The 18,944-nt window shown below is 70.5% G+C and carries 16 protein-coding genes; 11 read left to right on the plus strand and 5 right to left on the minus strand.

Going from position 1 to position 18,944, the window contains the following annotated elements; genetic code table 11:
- Nucleotides 1-7: 7 nt before the first annotated feature.
- Complete coding sequence (locus ACZ5U5_RS03565) at nucleotides 8-961, minus strand: ABC transporter permease (protein WP_469016914.1); 954 nt, start codon at nucleotides 959-961, stop codon at nucleotides 8-10.
- A 5-nt stretch (nucleotides 962-966) separates the two neighbouring features.
- On the minus strand, nucleotides 967-2,577 hold the full coding sequence (locus ACZ5U5_RS03570; protein ID WP_469015696.1) for an ABC transporter substrate-binding protein: 1,611 nt from the start codon (nucleotides 2,575-2,577) through the stop codon (nucleotides 967-969).
- A gap of 308 nt (nucleotides 2,578-2,885) precedes the next feature.
- Between ACZ5U5_RS03570 and ACZ5U5_RS03575 the strand changes: the two genes are divergently transcribed.
- The 3 genes from ACZ5U5_RS03575 (at nucleotide 2,886) to ACZ5U5_RS03585 (ending at nucleotide 6,506) form a co-directional block, all read left to right on the plus strand.
- Nucleotides 2,886-3,299, plus strand: coding sequence for a VOC family protein (locus ACZ5U5_RS03575; RefSeq protein ID WP_469015698.1), 414 nt, complete (start codon nucleotides 2,886-2,888; stop codon nucleotides 3,297-3,299).
- A gap of 125 nt (nucleotides 3,300-3,424) precedes the next feature.
- Nucleotides 3,425-4,951 (plus strand): MFS transporter, encoded by a 1,527-nt coding sequence (locus ACZ5U5_RS03580; protein ID WP_469015700.1) that lies wholly within the window; start codon nucleotides 3,425-3,427, stop codon nucleotides 4,949-4,951.
- A 34-nt stretch (nucleotides 4,952-4,985) separates the two neighbouring features.
- On the plus strand, nucleotides 4,986-6,506 hold the full coding sequence (locus tag ACZ5U5_RS03585; protein WP_469015703.1) for an MFS transporter: 1,521 nt from the start codon (nucleotides 4,986-4,988) through the stop codon (nucleotides 6,504-6,506).
- A gap of 15 nt (nucleotides 6,507-6,521) precedes the next feature.
- Here ACZ5U5_RS03585 and ACZ5U5_RS03590 read toward each other — a convergent pair whose 3' ends face one another.
- Nucleotides 6,522-7,001, minus strand: coding sequence for a GNAT family N-acetyltransferase (locus ACZ5U5_RS03590; protein WP_469015706.1), 480 nt, complete (start codon nucleotides 6,999-7,001; stop codon nucleotides 6,522-6,524).
- 179 nt (nucleotides 7,002-7,180) lie between these two features.
- Here ACZ5U5_RS03590 and hemC point away from each other — a divergent pair, with 179 nt between their 5' ends.
- The 4 genes from hemC to ACZ5U5_RS03610 all read left to right on the plus strand — a co-directional run bounded on the left by hemC (nucleotide 7,181) and on the right by ACZ5U5_RS03610 (nucleotide 10,675).
- Entirely contained in the window at nucleotides 7,181-8,116 is a 936-nt protein-coding gene (hemC, locus tag ACZ5U5_RS03595; RefSeq protein WP_469015708.1) for a hydroxymethylbilane synthase, read from the plus strand.
- Between the two features lie 222 nt (nucleotides 8,117-8,338).
- Nucleotides 8,339-9,196, plus strand: a complete 858-nt coding sequence (locus ACZ5U5_RS03600; RefSeq protein WP_469015710.1) for an endo alpha-1,4 polygalactosaminidase — start codon at nucleotides 8,339-8,341, stop codon at nucleotides 9,194-9,196.
- Between the two features lie 227 nt (nucleotides 9,197-9,423).
- Nucleotides 9,424-9,993 (plus strand): hypothetical protein, encoded by a 570-nt coding sequence (locus tag ACZ5U5_RS03605; protein WP_469015713.1) that lies wholly within the window; start codon nucleotides 9,424-9,426, stop codon nucleotides 9,991-9,993.
- A 67-nt stretch (nucleotides 9,994-10,060) separates the two neighbouring features.
- On the plus strand, nucleotides 10,061-10,675 hold the full coding sequence (locus ACZ5U5_RS03610) for a hypothetical protein (protein WP_469015715.1): 615 nt from the start codon (nucleotides 10,061-10,063) through the stop codon (nucleotides 10,673-10,675).
- Between the two features lie 83 nt (nucleotides 10,676-10,758).
- On the opposite strand, the gene ACZ5U5_RS03615 is transcribed toward ACZ5U5_RS03610, so the two are convergent.
- Nucleotides 10,759-11,991, minus strand: a complete 1,233-nt coding sequence (locus tag ACZ5U5_RS03615) for a GNAT family N-acetyltransferase (RefSeq protein ID WP_469015718.1) — start codon at nucleotides 11,989-11,991, stop codon at nucleotides 10,759-10,761.
- 257 nt (nucleotides 11,992-12,248) lie between these two features.
- On the opposite strand from ACZ5U5_RS03615, the gene ACZ5U5_RS03620 reads away from it, so the two are divergent.
- From ACZ5U5_RS03620 to ACZ5U5_RS03630, 3 genes are all read left to right on the plus strand, one after another.
- The gene (locus ACZ5U5_RS03620) at nucleotides 12,249-13,715 is read left to right on the plus strand and encodes a sensor histidine kinase (protein ID WP_469015721.1); all 1,467 of its coding nucleotides are present in this window, start codon (nucleotides 12,249-12,251) and stop codon (nucleotides 13,713-13,715) included.
- 12 nt (nucleotides 13,716-13,727) lie between these two features.
- Nucleotides 13,728-14,372, plus strand: coding sequence for a response regulator transcription factor (locus ACZ5U5_RS03625; protein ID WP_365817726.1), 645 nt, complete (start codon nucleotides 13,728-13,730; stop codon nucleotides 14,370-14,372).
- Between the two features lie 169 nt (nucleotides 14,373-14,541).
- Nucleotides 14,542-15,966 carry a PP2C family protein-serine/threonine phosphatase gene (locus tag ACZ5U5_RS03630; protein WP_469015724.1) on the plus strand — a complete coding sequence of 475 codons (1,425 nt, stop codon included), beginning with the start codon at nucleotides 14,542-14,544 and terminating at the stop codon, nucleotides 15,964-15,966.
- A gap of 21 nt (nucleotides 15,967-15,987) precedes the next feature.
- Here ACZ5U5_RS03630 and ACZ5U5_RS03635 read toward each other — a convergent pair whose 3' ends face one another.
- Complete coding sequence (locus ACZ5U5_RS03635; RefSeq protein ID WP_469015726.1) at nucleotides 15,988-17,487, minus strand: DNA-binding protein NsdB; 1,500 nt, start codon at nucleotides 17,485-17,487, stop codon at nucleotides 15,988-15,990.
- A 235-nt stretch (nucleotides 17,488-17,722) separates the two neighbouring features.
- On the opposite strand from ACZ5U5_RS03635, the gene ACZ5U5_RS03640 reads away from it, so the two are divergent.
- A complete protein-coding gene (locus ACZ5U5_RS03640) occupies nucleotides 17,723-18,862 on the plus strand; it encodes an aminoglycoside phosphotransferase family protein (RefSeq protein ID WP_469015729.1) in 1,140 nt (379 codons plus the stop codon).
- Nucleotides 18,863-18,944 lie beyond the last annotated feature (82 nt).

Here is an 18,944-nt window from a genome sequence, read left to right on the forward strand (position 1 = left end):
GCTGTCGTCACCGGGCACCTCCGAGCCGGATGCGCGGGTCGATGACCGAATACGCCACGTCGACCAGCAGGTTGATGAAGATGTACGCGGCGGAGGTGCACAGCACCACGCCTTGCAGGGTCGCGTAGTCGCGGGTGAAGACGGCATCGATGGTGAGCTTGCCGAAGCCGGGCAGGACGAAGATCTGCTCGGTGACGACTGCGCCCGAGATCAGGTGGCCGAGCTGGAGTCCGAGCACGGTCACGACGGTGACCAGGGAGTTGCGCAGCGCGTGCCCGCCGATGACCTCGCGCCGGGACAGGCCTTTGGCCCGCGCGGTACGGACGTAGTCGGCGGAGAGCGAGTCGAGCATCGCCGCCCGCGTCTGGCGCATCACGACGGCCGCGAGCCCCGAGCCGAGGACGATCGCGGGCAGCACCATGCGGCGCAGGTTGTCCAGCGGGTCGGTGCCGAAGGGCACGTATCCGGAGGCCGAGAAGACCGGCACGGCGATGGCGAAGCCGAGGACCAGGACCATGCCGAGCCAGAAGGTGGGGACGGAGAGCCCGAGGAGGGCGAGCGCGTTGGCGAGCCACTCCTCGGGCTTTCCGCGTCGCACGGCGGCGACGATGCCCGCGCCGATGCCGACCGTGACCGCCAACAGCAGGGAGATGGCTGCGAGTTCGAGGGTGATGGGCAGGGCGGCGGTGATCGCGTCGGAGACGGGGAGGCCGGTGCGTGAGGAGGTCCCCAGGTCGCCGGTTATCGCATGGCCGATGAACCGCCCGTACTGGACGACGATGTTGTCGTTCAGGCCGTAGCTGTCGCGGATGGCGGCGAGCGCCTCGGGGCTGCGCTCCTCACCGGCGAGCGCGAGCGCCGGGTCGCCCGGCAGCGCGCGGATACCGGCGAAGACGACCATGCTGACGAGGACGAGCGTGATGAGGGACTGCCGGACGCGGGTGAGCAGATAGGACGTCATGGGGCTCATCGGGTGTACCCCGCAGTCGAGACGCGGACCAGGCCGTCTCCGTAGACGCGTACGCCCGCGACGTCCTTGCCGGCGACGATGTAGTTCTTCTGGCGGTAGAGGTAGATGAGCCCGCGTCGCTCCTGGGCGCGGCGGGTCAACTCCCCGTAGATTTTGGTGCGTCCCTCCGGGTTGGCCTCGGCGCGGCCGCGCTCGACCAGCCGGTCGATGTCCGGGTCGGAGAGCCCGTAGGCGTTCATCGCGCCGCGTGTCTGGAGGAAGCTGGCGATGTTGCCGTCCGGGTCGAGCCGCCCCGACCAGCCGCTGGTGAAGGCGTCGTAGTGCCCGGAGTCGGTCTCTTCGAGCATCGTGGCGTACTCGGTGGGGCGCAGCGTGACCGCGAAGCCCGCCTCCTTGGTCATGGCCTGTACGACCTGCCCGATGCGGCTGGATTCGGGCGTCGTGGACACCTTCAGTTCGATGCGCAACGGAGTCTTCACCCTGGCTTCCCTCAGGAGCCGCTTGGCCTTCGCGACGTCCCGCCGGGGGCATTCGGACGCCTTGACGCCCGGCGCGATGGCGGATTCGGGCGAGACGGGCCCGCAGGCGGGCTCGTACATGCCCTGGAAGACGACCTGGTTGATGAGGTCACGGTCGATGGCGAGCTCGAAGGCCTCACGGACCCGTGGCTCACGCGCGAGGGGTGTGTCGACGCGCCCCGGCTTCTCGCCCAGGCCCTTGACGTTGCCGACGTTGAAGCCGATGCCCTGATATCCGAGCGAGGGGGAGTTGAACAGCTGGAGGTCGGGCTCGGTGAGCGCGCTGCGTACGTCGACGGGTGTCATCTGGTCGCCCACCTGGATGTCTCCGGAGCGGAGGTTGGCCAGGCGTACGTTGCCGTCGGGTATCGGCTTGTAGATCACCTTGTCGAGGTGGACCTTGTCGGCCGCGTAGTAGTTCGGGTCCTTGGCGAGCACGATGCGGTCGCCGCCGACGCGCTCCACGTACTTGAACGGGCCGACGCAGGAGGGGTGGTTGGTGAAGTTCTTGCCGTACCTCTTGAGCGCGGTCGGCGACATCACCATGCCGGAGCGGTCCGCGAGGACGGCCGTGAGCGGGACGTAGGCCTGCTTCAGCGTGAGCTTCACGGTGTACGGTCCTGTCGCCTTCGCCCCGGCGAGCGGGGCGAGTTCGGTGGCGCGCGCGGAGCCCGCCAGGTCGCGGTGGCGCAGCAGTGAGGTGACGGCGGCATCCGCGTCGAGCTTGGTGCCGTCACTGAACCGCAAGCCCTTGCGCAGGCCGAAGGTGACGGTGCGGCCGTCCTTCGACGTCTTGGGCAGGGCCCTCGCCAGCTGCGGGATCACGGTCCCGTGCTCGTCGATGTCGTAGAGCTTCTCGCACATCCCGGCGAAGACGGTGCGGCCCACGAGGGTCTGCGCGAGGGTCGGGTCGAGCTTGTCCGGGTCGGCGTTGAGGGCGACGGTGAGGGTGCCGCCGTCCCGCACGGGACGGTCGTCGGTCATGCGCTCACCGCCGACCTCGGTGGCCGAGGACTGCAGGGAGCCGCAGCCCGCCGTCAGGGACATCACCAGGGCAACTGCCGCGAGGGCAACCGTTTTTCGGCGCACGGGTAGGTACCTCCGCCAGGGTGGTTCCGGGCTGATCGTGGACGATCAAGGAATACGGCAGAACGTATTTCGCATACAGTCCGCACACAAGAGGTCCGTCCGGATGCCGGACCGGATTTGATGAAGATTGAATAACCGAGCGCGACAAATGGCTGCACGCTACATGCAGCGGACTTTCCGTCCATCAAGGGACGACGTCCCGCATGCCCGTCGCGTCCCCGCACGCCCGGCCGCTCGCCGGGCCGATGTCAGTGTCCCGCGCTAGTCTCCGCGCTACTGACCGTTCCACCCCGTTCCGGGAGGTTTTCATGGTCTCGCGACTCAACCCGTATCTGAGCTTCGGCGGCGACGCCCGCCAGGCCCTGGAGTTCTACAAGGAGGTCTTCGGCGGCGAGCTGGCCCTCAACACCTTCGGCGAAGCCGGCCAGCAGGACACCCCGTCCGCCGACAAGATCATGCACGGCATGCTGGAGGCACCGAACGGCTTCACCCTGATGGGCGCCGACACCCCGCCGGGCATGGATTACACCCCGGGCAACAACTTCTCCGTGAGCCTCAGCGGAGACGACGAGGCCGAGCTGCGCGGCTACTGGGAGAAGTTGTCCGCCGGCGGCTCGGTCGCCGTGCCGATGGAGAAGCAGATGTGGGGCGACGTGTTCGGCATGTGCACGGACCGCTTCGGCATCCCCTGGATGGTCAACATCAGCCAGCCGCAGAGCTGACCCCCCTCCTCACTGCTCGACGGCTCCGCGACCGGAGCCGCGCAACGCCCCGGTCGCGGGCTCTGAGCAGCGCGTCTACGGTGTGACGGGGATGTCTTGAGAGGCGGGGACGTCTGGAGGCACCGATGGACCGCTCGCCCGCGCCCGAGCCCTTCCAAGCGGGGCAGACCGCAGGATCAAGCGCCTCCGCTCCCCCACATCCCAGCGGCGGAAGCCACGAGCACCGCTGGCTCATCCTCGGCATCGTCGGCATCGCCCAGCTCATGGTGGTCCTCGACGCGACGATCGTAAACATCGCGCTGCCCTCGGCCCAGCAGGACCTCGGGTTCAGCGACGGCAACCGCCAGTGGATCGTCACCGCGTACGCGCTCGCCTTCGGCAGCCTGCTGCTCCTCGGCGGACGCATCGCCGACCTGGTGGGCCGCAAGGCCGTCTTCCTCGCCGGACTCGGCGGCTTCGCGCTCGCTTCGGCCCTCGGCGGCGCGGCGTCCAGTTTCACCATGCTGGTGGTGGCCCGCGCCCTTCAGGGCGTGTTCGGCGCGCTCCTGGCGCCCGCCGCGCTGTCCCTGCTCACCACGACGTTCACCGACCCCAAGGAACGCGCCAAGGCGTTCGGCATCTACGGCGCCATCGCGGGCGCGGGCGGCGCGGTCGGACTGCTCCTCGGCGGCGTCCTGACCGAGTACCTGGACTGGCGCTGGTGCCTGTACGTGAACCTGATCTTCGCGGTGTTCGCCATGCTGGGCGGCACCCGGCTGCTGCACGGCGGCAGGCCCGCAGACCGGCCGAAGCTGGACGTCCCCGGCACCCTGCTGGTCTCCGCGGGACTCTTCTGCATCGTCTACGGCTTCTCCAACGCCGAGACGCACGCCTGGAGCGACGTGGACACATGGGGCTTCCTGGTGGTCGGTGCCGTGCTCGTGGCGGCCTTCGCCTGGTGGCAGACGCGGGCCGCGCATCCGCTGCTCCCGCTGCGAGTGGTGCTCGACCGGGACCGCGGGGCTTCGTTCCTCGCGATGTTCATCTCCGGCGCGGGCATGTTCGGCGTCTTCCTGTTCCTGACGTACTACCTGCAGCAGATCCTCGGCTACACGCCGGTCAAGACAGGGCTCGCGTTCCTGCCGATGGTCGCCGTGATGGTGGTGATCTCGGTCGTCACGACCAACGTGCTCGTGCCGCGGTTCGGCGCGAAGCCGATCGTGCCGCTCGGCATGGGCCTTGCGGCCGCCGCGATGGCCTGGCTCACCGCACTCGACGTGCACAGCGGGTACGCGGCCCACGTGCTGCCGCCGCTGCTCGTCGCCGGTCTCGGACTCGGCCTGGTCTTCGCACCGGCGATGAGCATGGCCACCGCCGGGGTCGCCGCGCATGACGCCGGAGTGGCGTCGGCGATGGTCAACACCAGCCAGCAGGTGGGCGGTTCGATCGGCACGGCCCTGCTCAACTCCCTGGCCACGAGCGCCGCGGCCAACTACCTCGTGGGCAAGGATCCGACGCCACAGGTGAAGGCCCGGTCCGCGATGGAGAGTTACTCGACCGCGTACACATGGTCGGCGGTCTTCTTCGCGGTCGGGCTCCTCGTTACGGTCGTGCTGTACCGCAGGGGCGCTCCGGTCCACTCGGACGCGGGCGGCAGCGGGGTGCACATGTAGGACGGACGTGCACAGGTAGAACGGACGGAGGGCGATGGCAACCGCATCCGAGGCTTCAGCGACGGAAGACGCCGACGGAGGCGTCGCGCTGGCCTCGGCACGGGGCCGCTGGGTGCTCACCTGCGCCGTCCTCGCCTCAGGGATGGCGATGCTGGACGGCACGGTGGTGAACGTCGCCCTGCCCACCCTCGGCCGGGATCTGGACACCTCGCTCGCGTCCCTGCAGTGGGTCGTCAACGCCTACATGCTCACGCTCTCCGCACTGCTGCTGCTCGGCGGGGCGCTCGGCGACCGGATCGGGCGGCGGCGCACCCTGGTCATCGGCGTCGTGTGGTTCGCCGTCGCCTCGGCCCTGTGCGGGCTCGCGCAGAACGCGGGGATGCTCATCGCGGCACGGGCGTTGCAGGGCATCGGCGGCGCGCTCCTCACGCCGGGGTCGCTCGCCCTGGTGCGGACGTCGTTCCGGCCGAAGGACCAGGCACGCGCGGTGGGCGCCTGGTCGGGGCTCGGCGGCGTTGCGGGCGCGGTCGGGCCGTTCCTGGGCGGCTGGCTGATCGACGGGCCCGGCTGGCGGTGGATCTTCCTGATCAATGTGCCGCTGGCGGCACTCGTCCTCTTCGCGGTCCGCCATGTCCCGGAGAGCCGGGCCGAAGGCGCCGCCGAGAAACCGTTCGACGTGACGGGGGCGTGCCTGGCGGCGCTGTTCCTCGCGGGCATCAGCTTCGCGCTGATCGGCGCCGCGGGAGACGCGTCGAAGGCGGCGGCGCTCCTGCCGGGGCTCGGCGGGCTCGCCGCCGGTGTCGCCTTCGTCGTGGTCGAGCACCGCCGCCGCAACCCGATGCTGCCGCTCTCCCTCTTCCGCTCCCGTCTGTTCAGCGCGGCCAACGTCATGACGCTGTGCCTGTACGCGGCCATCGGCGGGCTCTTGTTCATACTGCCGGTGCAGTTGCAGACGACGCTGGGCTACGACGCGCTGCAGGCGGGCACGGCGACGCTGCCGATCACGGTCCTGATGCTGCTGCTCTCGGCCGCCGCGGGCGATCTGGCGCGACGGGTCGGGCCCACCTTGCCGCTGGTCGCGGGGCCGTCGATCGCGGCCGCCGGGGCGCTCCTGATGCTGCGGATCGAGCCCGGGGCCGCGTACGTCACCGAAGTCCTTCCCGCGGTCGTGGTCCTCGGCCTGGGGATGAGCCTGTTCGTGGCTCCGCTGACCGCCACGGTCCTCGCCTCGGTCGACGCCGGGCGCGCGGGTCTGGCGAGCGGCGTCAACAACACCGCGGCGCGGGTGGCCCAGATGCTGGTCGTCGCCGCGCTGCCGCTGGCGGTGGGCCTATCCGGCACGGCGTACGCGGACCCCGACGCGCTGAACTCGGCGTTCGGCAAGGCGGCCGTGGGCTGCGCGGGCCTGTTCGTCCTCGCGGCGGCAGCGGCGGCGGTCTTCATCCGGCCGCGCCCTTCCTCCTGGCACGAGGACGCGGGGAACACACCACGCTGCAAGTCCCATCTGGGCGTCGAGGCACCGCCGTTGGAGCCGGGCAAGGACTGCGCGGGGTAGCGGCGGAGGTGTCCGTCAGACCGCCGCGTCCGGTGCCTCGCGCACGAAGAGGGTGACGGTCACGCTCTCCTTGAAGCCGTTGCGTCGCATCAGCGTGGCGGAGGCGGTGTTGCGCGACTCGACGTCGGTCACCACGGCGGAGGCCCCGGCGGCGGTCAGCGTCGCGCAGCAGGCCTGCACCAGATGGCTCGCGACACCCTTGCCCTGATGGGCGGGGGCGCTGGCGATCCACTCCAGGTTCCCCCAGTCCGCGCGCTGGTCGAACCCCATCGAGCCGAGGACGAACCCGGCGAGATCGTCACCGTCGAGCGCCACCCAGCAGGAGGAGGCGTCGGCGTCCAGATGCCGGGCGATCGCCGAGAGCGACCAGGAGGTGTACGGCTTCACCGAGGTGTCGTACAGCTCACGTCCCAGGGCCAGTACGTCGGCCAGATGGGTGGGGGCCATGCGTTCGAGAACGATCGGGGACCGCTGGTGTGCGGCGGCGGCTGACATGGAACCTCCCGGGTGACGGACGCCGGGACCCGCGCAGGGGCAGGACGGTGACCGGCTGCTTCTCACGCTATGAGGGCTGAGGGCGGCGCGCACGCCAGGGCCGCCCTGGCCTACCGGCCCGCAGATGGGTTGCGGAGCCCTTTAGCAGACTGGCGTGGGAAGCGCCTATCGTGGTGCGCATGTCCGCTCCTGAGCTGATCCGCATCGTCTCCCGTTCCTCCCCCATGGCGCTGGCCCAGGTGGAGCGCGTACGCGCCGAACTCGCCGCGCTGCACCCCGGGATCCGCACGGAGGTCGTGCCGGTCACGACCTCCGGGGACCGCTGGATGGGGGACCTCGCGAAGCTCGGCGGCAAGGGCGCGTTCACCAAGGAGGTCGACGCGGCGCTGCTCGCCGGCGAGGCGGACCTGGCAGTGCACTGCGTCAAGGACGTACCGGCGGACCGGCCGCTTCCGGCGGGCACCACCTTCGCCGCGTTCCTCAAGCGCGACGACATCCGTGACGCGCTCATCCACCCCGGCGGGCTCACCCTGGACGAACTGCCCGCGGGAACCCGCATCGGCACGTCGTCGGTGCGCCGTATCGCTCAACTGGCCGCATCGCACCCGGAGTTGGAGTGTGTCCCGATGCGCGGGAACGCCGGCCGCCGGATGGAGAAGCTGGCCGCCGGAGACGCGGACGCGCTGCTGCTCGCAGTCTCGGGCCTTGAGCGCATCGACCGTATGGACGTGGTCACCGAGGTTCTGTCGGTGGAGACGATGTGCCCGCCGATCGGCGCGGGCATCCTGGCGCTGCAGTGCCGCGAGAAGGACACGCGGACCATCGACGCCGTGTCGGGCCTCGGCGACCCGGAGGCCTGGCGGGAAGCCACCGCCGAGCGCATGTTCCTGCACGTACTGCAGGGGCACTGCAACTCCCCCATCGCCGGGTACGCGCGCTGCGAGCGGGGCGGCGACCTCTCGCTGCGCGCCCGGGTCTTCACCCCGGACGGCAAGACTGTCCTCAACGCCCACGAATGGGCCGGGCCGCTCGACCCGGCGACGCTCGGCACGTCCGTGGCGGTCACGCTGCTGCGCCAGGGTGCGCGCGAGCTGATCGACTCGATCGCGCACTGACACTCTCTCGACCGGGGGTGCTCACGCGACGGTGAGCGCACACCGACGGCGGCGATGGCGTCCAGCTCACCCCCGGCCGCTCCGACGCCGGTCACGAGCGTGTGCACGCCGCCCGTCAGGCAGATCCTGGCGAACGTCGCCCTGCCGGTCTTGGTGTGGTCGGCGAGCACGACATGGGCCGGCGGAGCCCTTCGCCGGCCATCGACCGAACGAAAGTCTCCGATGCACCGCCCGTACCACCTGTTGCGCTCGCGTACTGCCCGGCTGGCCGCCTGCGCAGCCACCCTCCTCCTTGCCGCTGCCGCCTGCACCACCGACGACGGCGGCAATGACACCCCGGCCACGGACCGGTCGGACGCCGTACGCGCACCGGAGGCCGACGCCGTCTTCGACTACCAGCTCGGCGGCGCCTATTCGCCCGGCGACGCCGTAGAGGCGGTGTCCCGCGACCGCTCCGCCGAACCGGCCGACGGCCTCTACAACGTGTGCTACGTCAACGCCTTCCAGACCCAGCCGGGCAAGGCCATCACCTGGTGGAAGAAGAACCACCCCGCCCTGCTCCTGAAGGACGACGAAGGCTCCTTGGTGGTCGACGAGGACTGGGATGAGCCGCTCCTGGACATCTCGACGCCCGGCAAGCGCCGGGAGCTGATGGACATCGTCGGGCCGTGGATCGACGGTTGCGCCACGTCGGGGTACGACGCCGTGGAGCCCGACAACCTCGACTCCTACGAGCGTTCCGACGATCTCCTCACGACCGAGCACGCCGCCGCCTTCGCCGAGCTGCTCGCCGAGCGGGCGCACAGCCGCGGCCTGGCCATCGCCCAGAAGAACACCACCGACCTCCTCCCCGAGCGCCGTCGAATCGGTTTCGACTTCGCCGTGGTCGAGGAGTGCGCGGCGTACAAGGAGTGCGGCGACTTCGCCGACGCCTACGCCGACAAGGTCTTCGCCGTGGAGTACACGCGCGAGGACTACCGCAACGCCTGTGACCCCTGGGGCTCTCGTCTGTCCATCACCCTGCGCGACCGTGATGTCAGCCCCAGGGGAGCGAAGGGGTACGTCTTCGCGCAGTGCTGAGGGCTGAGGGCTGCTGAGGGCTGAGGGTTGAGGACTGAGGGCCGCTGTGGACGGTCTCCGCTTCTGACCGTTTGTCCCTTCGTCGTGCCCGAAGCCCGCTCCCACGGTGCCCGAGTCGCCTCAACCTCCCCTACGGGCACAGGAATTCGAGATTCCAGCCACGGACGTGGGGCCGGAGCCACTACACAGGATGGTGATGTGCCCACGCCAGATACGGAGGTATCCCTATGGCGATACGGAACACACGCCCCAACCGCTTGTCGGGGGCCGCGCTCGCGGTCACCACCGGCCTGGTCTGCACCGTCTCGACCCAGTCGGCAGGCGCCGACGAACCGACCGGAGCGGACGAACCGACGGCACGACACTGCGTCCTCGACGCGACCACCGGACAGCAGGCCTGCTACGGCACGTTCGCCGAGGCCATGGTCCGAGCCGGCGACGGCAGCGTCACGGACGCACCGGCCACCCCACGGGCCGCCGTCAACTCGTCCTCGTTCCGCGCGCAGGCCGGGGACGTCATCCAGGGAACGTTCTTCAGCGATCCCGGCTTCTCGGGTGACTCGCTCACCATCAGCGGTCCCTCGCTGTGCGAGAAGGACGGCTGGGTCAACTGGCAGTACGACCTCGGCGACGACTGGAAGAACCGCATCTCCTCCGTGCAGCCCTGGGGCAACTGCGCGATCTGGCTCTACCCCGAGCCCAACCTCGGCGGTGACCGTGACGGACCGTTCGACGAGAACACCTCGGACGTCGGCCAGATGATGAACGACCGCACCCAGTCGATCGGCTTCAGCTAGATCCCTGCCGCGCTCGCGTGCGCGTTTCCCCCCACCGGCGTCACCTTCCCCCCACTGGAGATCACACATGATCACCCGTACCCGTCTGACCGTCCTGCTGGCGGCGATGACCACCTCAGGCGGCCTCGCCCTCGCGCCCGCCGCACAGGCCGACGAGGAACCCCCCACCATCCGTGAACTGCTCGACAAGTGCGACAACGGCACCGACTCGTGCGTCTTCCACCCCGAAGGCCCCGGCACCGATTCGATGGGCGAGGCGCACCAAGTGGGTGACAGCGCCTACAACTGCACGCCCGACCTGCAGCGTTCCAGCATCTCCTGGGCGGACACGACCGGCGAGTCCAACAGCGTCGGAGTCTCGCTCAGCGCGGAGTACGGCTTCGCCGAGGTGTTCAAGGTGAGCATCGAGACCTCGTACGGGCACACCTGGGAGAGCTCGCACACCGAGACCGCCACGACCAACGTCGACGTCCGCCCCGGCGAGGTCGGCTGGGTCACGCGCGAGTCGCAGATGCAGCGCGTCAAGGGCACCTACGAGCTGCACTTCGAGGACAAGTTCCACGGCCACTACATCTGGTACGCACCCTTCGACGCGACCGGCCCGAAGCCGGACGCGCCGAGCACCAAGACGCAGCACACCCGCCCCATGACGGAGCAGGAGAAGGCCGAACACTGCGCCTGACGCGCCGCCGGCTCACCCAGATGTGGTGGCCGGTCAGCTTGGGTCCCTTGGGTCCCTTGGGTCTGTGACGCGCAGACCTTACGTCAGAACCAGTGCAGGCAGTGCGGCGCCCGCTCCGTGCGAAAAAGTGTGTCCGCGAGGGCGGTGGCGTCCGGGTGGTGAGCCCGGATGTGTCCCGCGCGCACAAGCGTGCTCGGGGCGGTGCCACCCAGGTAGAGCGAACTCAAGTCACGTACGTCCAGGGACAGGTCGGGCCGGCGGTCCGTGGGGACGCAGGTGGCTTTGCCCTCGCGGACCGTCAGCAGATAGCGGCCGTGCTCACCGAGGAACGGGTCGTCGACGTCGAGGACCAGCTCACCGTCGGTGAACCAGCCGCGCGCCATCAGGGCACGCGGGACATCCAGGAGGCGCACCCACAGCCAGTCCGTGTGGTCGCCGACCGTTCCTGCCCGGAAGTCGACCAGTTGCCAGCGCAGCGGGTGCTCGGGTGGGACGTGCCGGAACACGACCTGCGAGACCAGGTCATGGCCGGACACGAACCGGGCCAGGGCGGTGAAGACCGCGTCGTCGGCGGCTATGGTCTCGTCGACCGTGAGGGTGTTGGGTTCGCCGACGGAGTAGCTGGCGTATCCGTCGGCCGTGCCGTCGGCGTCCCGGTGGACGGCGACGTAGCGCGGCGCGGGCGAGACCGGCGGCTGTCCCGCTCCCAGGGCCCACCAGCGGTGCGGCCGGGACAGCGCGCCGGGCTGGGCGCGGCGGTACCGGTCGTAGACCTCTTCGAGGATCTCGCCGCACTCGGCGCGCCGCAGCACCTCGACCGACCCGCTGCTCGTAGGGGACACCGGTGCGTCGGACGTCGCACGCGCCCGGGGAGCCGCGAGGGCGGCTTGGTGACGCGGCACCGTCAGCCGGGCGGTGTAGGTCGCCGGGCCGTAACCGAACCTGCCGTAGATCGGCGCCTCGGAAGCGAGGAGCACCGAGAGGAACTCGCCCCGGGCCCGCACGTCGGTGAGCTGTCGCCGCATCATCGCGCTGAGCACGCCGCGTCGCCGGTGTGAGGGCAGGACGCCGACCGCGCTCACTCCGGCGACCGGGGCGGTGATCTGACCGGGCAGGGTGAGGTCGAAGGAGTACGCGGCCGCGGTGCCCACGGGCCGCCCGTCGGCTGTCAGGGCCAGGAGACCGCGGTCCATTTCGAGCGCCGACCACCAGCGGCCGCCACCCGCGACCGGGGTTTCCGGGAACTGCCCGAATGCCGCGTGGACCGTGTCGACGAAGACGTCCAGGTCCTCATCGGTCGTGGGACGAATCTGCATCGTTGTCGCTTTCTTCTCGAAGTATCAGACGCCGATGGTCACCGCGCCGCGGTACCTCCGGCGAGATGCCCGACATCGCGTCGAGCGACGGGTCGGGGACAGGCAGGAGATGGGCGTCGACCCAAGTGTCAGGTCCGCGCCTCGGCGCCTGGGGGAAAACCCCCAGGCCAGACGGAGGAAATCCGCGTTCCGGCGGCCCGCGGCGGGGGCCTAACGTGAGGTTGTCCGGCCGTACCAGGTCTGCAGCAGGAGTTGTGATGACGGAGACGCGAGGTCTCACCGAGCGGAGCGGGTCGACGGTCCGGCCGCGGGTCGGCGGCTCCACCACCTCCGGTGCGCCGGAGCGCCCCGGGACACCAACGGGCGCGCGAAGGGCGCGCGCCCTCGTGCGAGCCGTGGGGCGCGCCCCGCTCACCCGGCGGGCGTGGGCCGAGGTGGCGTACTGCCTGGTCGGGCTTCCGTTGGCTCTCGTAAGCGGCGTGCTCCTCGCGGTGGTGCTGGCCCTCGGCGCGGGCTTCACCGTGTCGGTGCTGTTCGCCGTGCTGGGGGCGCTTCTGTTCATCACGGGGCTGCAACTGGCCCGTGCGCTGGGCGGGGCGCATCGTCGCCTTGCGGCCCTGTTTCTCGGGGACCGGACGCCGGCACCGCCGCCGCTGCGTCCGCAGGGGCGGTGGGTCAATCGACTCGACGCGCGGCTGTCGGACGGGGTGGGCTGGCGGTCGGCTGCCTATGTCCTGGCGAAGCTACCGGTCGGCTGCCTGGGGGCGTACGCCGTCCTGTGGTGGCTCGCGGGGCTGATCAATCTCACGGCGCCGCTGCGGTGGGTGCTCTTCGGGCAACGTCCCGAGCCCGGCTCTCCCGAGGGCATGCCGGTGCTCACTCCGTTCTTCTTCGGCGGCCCGGACGCGGACACCTTCGGCGGCACGTTCCTCGCGGTCGCCGTCGGTGCGGGGATTCTGCTGTGCGCGCCCTGGGTGACCCGTCTGGTGACCGAGGCGGATCAGTGGCTGATCGGCGCGCTGCTCGGGCCGGGGCAACTGGCCGATCGGGTACGCGACTTGGAGGAGACGCGGGCGCTCGCCGTGGACGACTCGGTGGCGCTGCTCCGCCGCGTCGAGCGCGATCTCCACGACGGGGCGCAGGTCCGCCTCGTCGCGGTGGCGATGAGCCTCGACATGATCAGGCAGCGGCTCGGCGAGAGCGAGGCCGCCGGCGAGGGCCAGGACGGCGGCCGAGGCGTCGTGCCCCTGGATGTCGCCCGTCTGCGTCAACTCGTCGACGGGGCACACCATCACGCCACCGAGGCCCTCACCGAGCTGCGGGACCTGGCCCGCGGCATCCATCCCCCGGTCCTGGACGACGGGCTGCCGGACGCGCTCACCACGCTCACCGCACGCAGCAGCATCCCCGTCGACCTGGTGACGGAGATACCGGAGCGGCCGACCCCGGCCATCGAGACCATCGCGTACTTCTGCGCGGCCGAGCTGCTCGCGAACGTCATCAAGCACAGCGGAGCCCGGCGGGCCGCCATCACGGTGGCCCAGCTGGACGGGCGGCTCCTTCTGCAGGTCGGTGACGACGGGTGCGGTGGTGCGGACGCCGACGCGGGCAGCGGTCTCACGGGGCTTCTTCAACGCGTACGTACGGTCGATGGGCGGATGGATGTCAGAAGTCCCGAAGGCGGGCCGACGGCGGTCACCGTCGAGCTGCCGCTGCACGCGTGAGAGCATGCCGCCATGCGCGTCGTGATCGCTGAGGATGCCGCCGTACTGCGGGAGTTGCTGGGTCAGATGCTCCAGGAGCGCGGGCACGAGATCTGTGCGTCCGTGAGCGACGGGGACATGCTGCGGGCCGCGGTCGCCGAGCACCGTCCGGACGTCGCGGTGACCGACATCCGGATGCCTCCGACGCACACGGACGAAGGGCTCCGCGCGGCCATCGACATCCGCCGCGACCACCCCGGCACGGGCGTGCTGCTCTTCTCCCAGTACGTGGAGACGAAGTACGCCACGCGGCTGCTCGCAGCGGGTTCGGCGGGCGTCGGGTACCTCCTCAAGGACCGTGTCGCCAACGTCGCGGAGTTCACCGACGCCCTGGAGCGGGTGGCCGCCGGGGGTACGGCTCTGGACCCCGAGGTGGTCACGCAGCTGGCCGGGGCCGGGCGTCGCGCGGAGGAACTCGCGCCGCTCACCGACCGGGAGCGCGAGGTGCTCTCGCTGATGGCCGAGGGTCGGTCCAACGCGGCGATCGCGCAGAGTCTCGTCGTCTCGGCGGGGACCGTGGAGAAGCATGTGGCCGCCGTCTTCGACAAGCTCGGGCTGCCCGCGTCACATGACCACAACCGCCGTGTACTGGCCGTTGTCCGCTACTTGCGCGGGTGATCGGGATCGCGCCACCGGAACATATCGTTCCGAAGGACACAGACATATGCCACATGCAACCACGCGTCGTGTGTTGCCAAATCCCTTACGAGCCACCCCCCGCTGTGCGAAAGTCATTAGCGGTCCATCCCGCCCGTTTGGTCGCACCGCATCCTCAACGGAGCACCTCATGCCGTCCCATGTCTTCGCGGACCGCCCTTCCGCCCAGCCGCCCGAGCGCGGCCCGGTCGAGGCGCTGATCACGCAGACACGTCGGCTCCGCGGCCAGGTCGACGCCGTACGCCGAGATGCCGTGCCCGACCAGAGTGATCCGCAGGGGCGCTGGCAGCGGGCCCTGTGCGACCTGGCGGTCCACCAGCTCAACGACTTGGACGACCACCTCGCACTGTTGCGGGACGGACCCGCGCGTCCGGCCGTCGAGCCCGCCGCTCCGGCCGTTCCCCCGCCGCTCGAACCGCAGCACGGTTCACTGCTCAGCCGGGTCGGCAGCGCGGAGTGGAACCTCCTGAACGACGAGGCGAGTTGGTCGGGCGAGCTGTACCAGATCCTCGGGCGGGACCCGGAAGCTCCCCCGCTCTCCCTCGACGAGCTGCCCTCCCTGGTGCACGCAGACGACCAGCCGATGCTGACGGCCATGGTCACGGACTGCCTGATCGACGGGAAACCGATCGACGGCGAGTTCCGTGTCGTGCGCCCCGAGGGCGGAGTCCGACAGGTGCACATGATGGGCGAGCCCGTGCTCGCCGCTGATGGCAGCACCGCCTCGATGTGGGCGGTCTTGCGGGACGTCAGCGAGCTGCGCCGCAGCCAGCGAGTGGTGCGCGAGACCCGTGACTCGTTGCAGCGCCAGCGGCACATCGCGCAGACAGAGCACCGGCTCGCGGTCGAACTGCAGGAGGCGGTGCTGCCGCCGTGGCGCGGCTCCCTGCGGTTCCCGCACGGCGGACCCGCGGCACTGGACCTCGCCGCGCACTACCTCCCCTCCTCCACGAGCTCACTGATCGGCGGCGACTGGTACGACGCGATGGAGCTGCCCGACGGCCAGTTCCTCCTCAGCGTCGGCGACCTCACGGGACATGGCGTCACCGTCACGTCGGGCATGGCGATGCTGCTCGGCGCGGTGCGCGGCATGGCCGTCGCCGGGGCCCGGCCCGCCCAACTGATGGGCTGGCTCAATCAGTTACTGGACAGCACCGCGCAACCGGCCCTCGGCAGCGCCGTCTGCTGCCAGTACACCCCCGCCACCCGCACCCTCAGCTGGGCGCAGGCGGGACACCCCGCCCCGCTGCTGTTCCGCGACGGGACGGGGTGCGCGCTGACGCCACCGGGTGGAGTGATCCTCGGGGCGACCTCCGGAGCCACGTACGAGCAGGCCGAGGTGCAACTCGCGCCCGGCGACCTGCTGTTGCTGCACACCGATGGGCTGGTCCCCCGGCGCGCCAGGGACGCGGCCACGAGCCGGCTGCTCGCGCTCGCGCCGCGTTTCACGGACACGCGGGGTGCGCAGGACTGTGTGAGGACGGTCGTCGAAGAGTTCGGCGTGGCCCCACGTGAGGACGACGCCTGCCTGTTGGTCGCCCAGGTGGGTTCCTGACCCCCCGAGCCGTGCCGGGTCCTATGCGCGGACCCGGCTGCCACCTCCGGTCTTGGCCGATGCCTTGGGCAGGGCCAGCTTGATCTCCTCGCGCAGGTCCTCGATCTTCGGGTAGCCGGAGTACTGGGCCGTCAGGCGGTACATCTCGCGCAGCCGGTCCCACGTACGCAGCGAGGAGTTCGACCCCATCGACACCAGCGCCAACCGTGCGTACCGATCGGCCTGTTCGGGGTCGTCGGCGATGAAGCAGGCCGATGCCAGCGAGATGTAGTCGAAGATCTGCGAGCGGTCGCGGCCCTTGGCCCGCAGGTCGATGGCCTCCCGTGCGTGGCGCTGGGCGGTGTTGGCGGCGGACGCGTCGTGGTCGGCGAGGGTGCGGAAGGCCAGGGCCTGCATGCCGTGCATGTCTGCCTCGTCGAACATCTGCATCCAGCTGGGCGGGGGTACGTCCCCCTTGTCGGAGACGAAGAGATCCTCCGCGATGCCGAGTGTGCGGCGCATCGCCTGGCCCTTGCCCATCGACGCCTGTGCCCAGGCCTCGATGGTGTAGAGCATGGCCTGCGTGCGCGGCAGCATCTCCTCACCCGAACCCGACTGGGCGAGCTTCATCAGGTCCAGGGCGTCGTCGGGACGCCCCAGATGCACCATCTGGCGCGCGGCCCGGGACAGGGCCTCACCGGCGCGCGGTCGGTCGCCGCCCTCGCGGGCCGCGTGCGCGGCGATCACGAAGTACTTCTGTGCCGTGGGCTCCAGGCCGACGTCGTGCGACATCCAGCCCGCGAGGACGGCGAGATTGGCAGCGACGCCCCACAGGCGGCGCTGGAGATGGTCGGGGTGTCGGTAGGCGAGCATGCCGCCCACTTCGTTGAGCTGCCCCACCACAGCCTTGCGCTGCAGCCCTCCGCCACGGGAGGCGTCCCAGGCCCGGAACACCTCGACGGAGGTCTCCAGTTCCTCGATCTCCTGCGACCCGATGGGGGCGGCCTCGTAGCGGTCGAACCCAGCGGGGTCGGCGTGCAGGGGATGGGCGGTCCGGGAAGAGTCGGCAGCAAGGGCCGGATCGGTGTGCAGCCAGTCGTGCATGGCGCCGGTCAGTGCGGAGCCGGCGGCGAGCGCGGCACCCGCGCCCACCAAGCCGCGTCGGTTGAGCATGAGGTCCATTCCCGTGAATTCGGTGAGGACCGCGGCTGTCCGTTCGGGCGCCCACGGCATGCCGTCGGGGTGCTCCACACTCCCGTCGCCACGCTGCTTCCCCACGCGCCCGTGCCGGACCAGACCAAGATCCTCAATGGTCACGACACGGCCGAGACGCTCGGTGAACAGAGCCGCCAGCACCCGGGGCACGGGATCGCGCGGAATTTCTCCCATGTCGATCCAACGCCGTACCCGCGAGGTGTCGGTGGCCAGCTGCGGATGGCCCATGGCCGCCGCCTGCCGGTTCACCATTCTCGCGAGCTCCCCCTTGGACCAGCCTGCCAGGCCGAATAGGTCCGAAAGACGGGTGTTGGGTTGTCCGTTCACGTCAAGCCCCCAGGTTCTCGGCTGAGTTGACAGTAACCCTCTGTCAGTTGCTGGGCGACTATTCGCCAGGGTTCGCCAGGGTGCGCCACATGGTGTGCCAGGGGACGCCGGGTGTCAGGTAGGAATGCGCCACCCCGACCCGGCCCACCGCGGGACATTCCCCAGGGTGCTCCCAAAGGGGCCGGGGACGGGAGGCGCCGCAATTCGCAGGCACACGAAGGGATCTGTATCGCCCATGTACACAGCATCGTCCTCCGTGTCCGCCCCGCCCCGGCCACTGCACAGCCGACAGCCCGGCAGCGGCCCGTATCTGGAGCCCGCGCGCCCCGCGGCCGGGTCGCTCGGCGCCGGCCGGACGCGACGCGTTCCGGGGCCCGGCACGCAACCGCTCAGCGGGAGACTCGACTTGTCAGGCCCCCAGGGGGCGCAACTGCGCACCGCGATCGCCTCGGTGCACCGCATCTGTCCGGAGTTCAACCCGGTACAGGTGCTCCGCCGCAGCGGACGCACCGTACTGCTCGTGGGAACCACAGGACGCAGCACCGCGATCGCCAAGTGTTTACTCGACCACTCGACCCTGTGGACCGAGCGAATCCAGCACGAGATAGCGGCGTACCGCTCGTTCGTCCGGCACCGTCCTCCGGTCCGGGCGCCGCGCCTCATCGCCGCGGACCCCGAGGACTGCACGCTGGTGATCGAGCGGATGCAGGGACGCGTCGCCGCCCTGTCCCGCCACCCCGTGGAGCCGCCGCCCCGCGCGGACGTGCGCCTCGCGCTCAACTCCATCCGCCACCTCAACCGGTGGCGTCCACCGCAGGATCTGTTCGGCAGACCCATGGACTACGGCAAGCGGATCAACCGCTTCCATGAGCTGGGGCTGCTGACCGACCGGGACATGGGCGACCTGCAGAAGCTGCTGCACGGCATCGCGCACTCGGCCGGACCGCACGGCACGTGGCAGTTCTGCCACGGTGACGCGCTCCTGTCCAACATCCTGCTGTCCCCGGCCGGCCCGGTGTTCGTGGACTGGGAGCACGCGGGCTGGTATCTGCCGGGCTATGACCTGGCGACGCTGTGGTCGGTGCTCGGTGACGCACCGGTCGCGCGGCGCGAGATCAGTCAGCTGGCGCAGGAGCAGGGTCCGGCGGCGCGTGACGCGTTCCTGGTCAACCTGATGCTGGTGCTGACCCGGGAGATCCGTACGTACGAGATGGCCGTACAGCGATCCATGCACGACGCGTCGCCTGCGGCACCGGGGCCGGCCCACCCCGGCGCCGCATCATCCGGTGAGGAGCAGCGGCTGCTGCTGAGGCGGTTGCACGACGACTGCCAGCTGGCCCGCCGGGCCGTGCGCGCAGCCGTCGGCACTCGCTGACCGGGGGGAGAAGGGTCCGCAGTGCGTCTTGGAAAGTGGCGCACTGCGGCCCTCTCTATGCCCCCGGCGACTCCCGGTGGCG

The organism is Streptomyces sp. NPDC033177, assembly GCF_055577715.1.

Excerpts from the sequence above, each read along its gene's own strand:
- ACZ5U5_RS03585 (WP_469015703.1), top strand. The coding sequence starts at position 4,986 with ATGGCAACCGCATCCGAGGCTTCAGCGACGGAAGACGCCGACGGAGGC.
- hemC (WP_469015708.1), top strand. The coding sequence starts at position 7,181 with ATGTCCGCTCCTGAGCTGATCCGCATCGTCTCCCGTTCCTCCCCCATG.
- ACZ5U5_RS03625 (WP_365817726.1), top strand. The coding sequence starts at position 13,728 with ATGCGCGTCGTGATCGCTGAGGATGCCGCCGTACTGCGGGAGTTGCTG.
- ACZ5U5_RS03630 (WP_469015724.1), top strand. The coding sequence starts at position 14,542 with ATGCCGTCCCATGTCTTCGCGGACCGCCCTTCCGCCCAGCCGCCCGAG.
- ACZ5U5_RS03620 (WP_469015721.1), top strand. The coding sequence starts at position 12,249 with ATGACGGAGACGCGAGGTCTCACCGAGCGGAGCGGGTCGACGGTCCGG.
- ACZ5U5_RS03575 (WP_469015698.1), top strand. The coding sequence starts at position 2,886 with ATGGTCTCGCGACTCAACCCGTATCTGAGCTTCGGCGGCGACGCCCGC.
- ACZ5U5_RS03590 (WP_469015706.1), bottom strand. The coding sequence starts at position 7,001 with ATGTCAGCCGCCGCCGCACACCAGCGGTCCCCGATCGTTCTCGAACGC.
- ACZ5U5_RS03615 (WP_469015718.1), bottom strand. The coding sequence starts at position 11,991 with ATGCAGATTCGTCCCACGACCGATGAGGACCTGGACGTCTTCGTCGAC.
- ACZ5U5_RS03610 (WP_469015715.1), top strand. The coding sequence starts at position 10,061 with ATGATCACCCGTACCCGTCTGACCGTCCTGCTGGCGGCGATGACCACC.
- ACZ5U5_RS03580 (WP_469015700.1), top strand. The coding sequence starts at position 3,425 with ATGGACCGCTCGCCCGCGCCCGAGCCCTTCCAAGCGGGGCAGACCGCA.
- ACZ5U5_RS03640 (WP_469015729.1), top strand. The coding sequence starts at position 17,723 with ATGTACACAGCATCGTCCTCCGTGTCCGCCCCGCCCCGGCCACTGCAC.
- ACZ5U5_RS03605 (WP_469015713.1), top strand. The coding sequence starts at position 9,424 with ATGGCGATACGGAACACACGCCCCAACCGCTTGTCGGGGGCCGCGCTC.
- ACZ5U5_RS03565 (WP_469016914.1), bottom strand. The coding sequence starts at position 961 with ATGACGTCCTATCTGCTCACCCGCGTCCGGCAGTCCCTCATCACGCTC.
- ACZ5U5_RS03600 (WP_469015710.1), top strand. The coding sequence starts at position 8,339 with ATGCACCGCCCGTACCACCTGTTGCGCTCGCGTACTGCCCGGCTGGCC.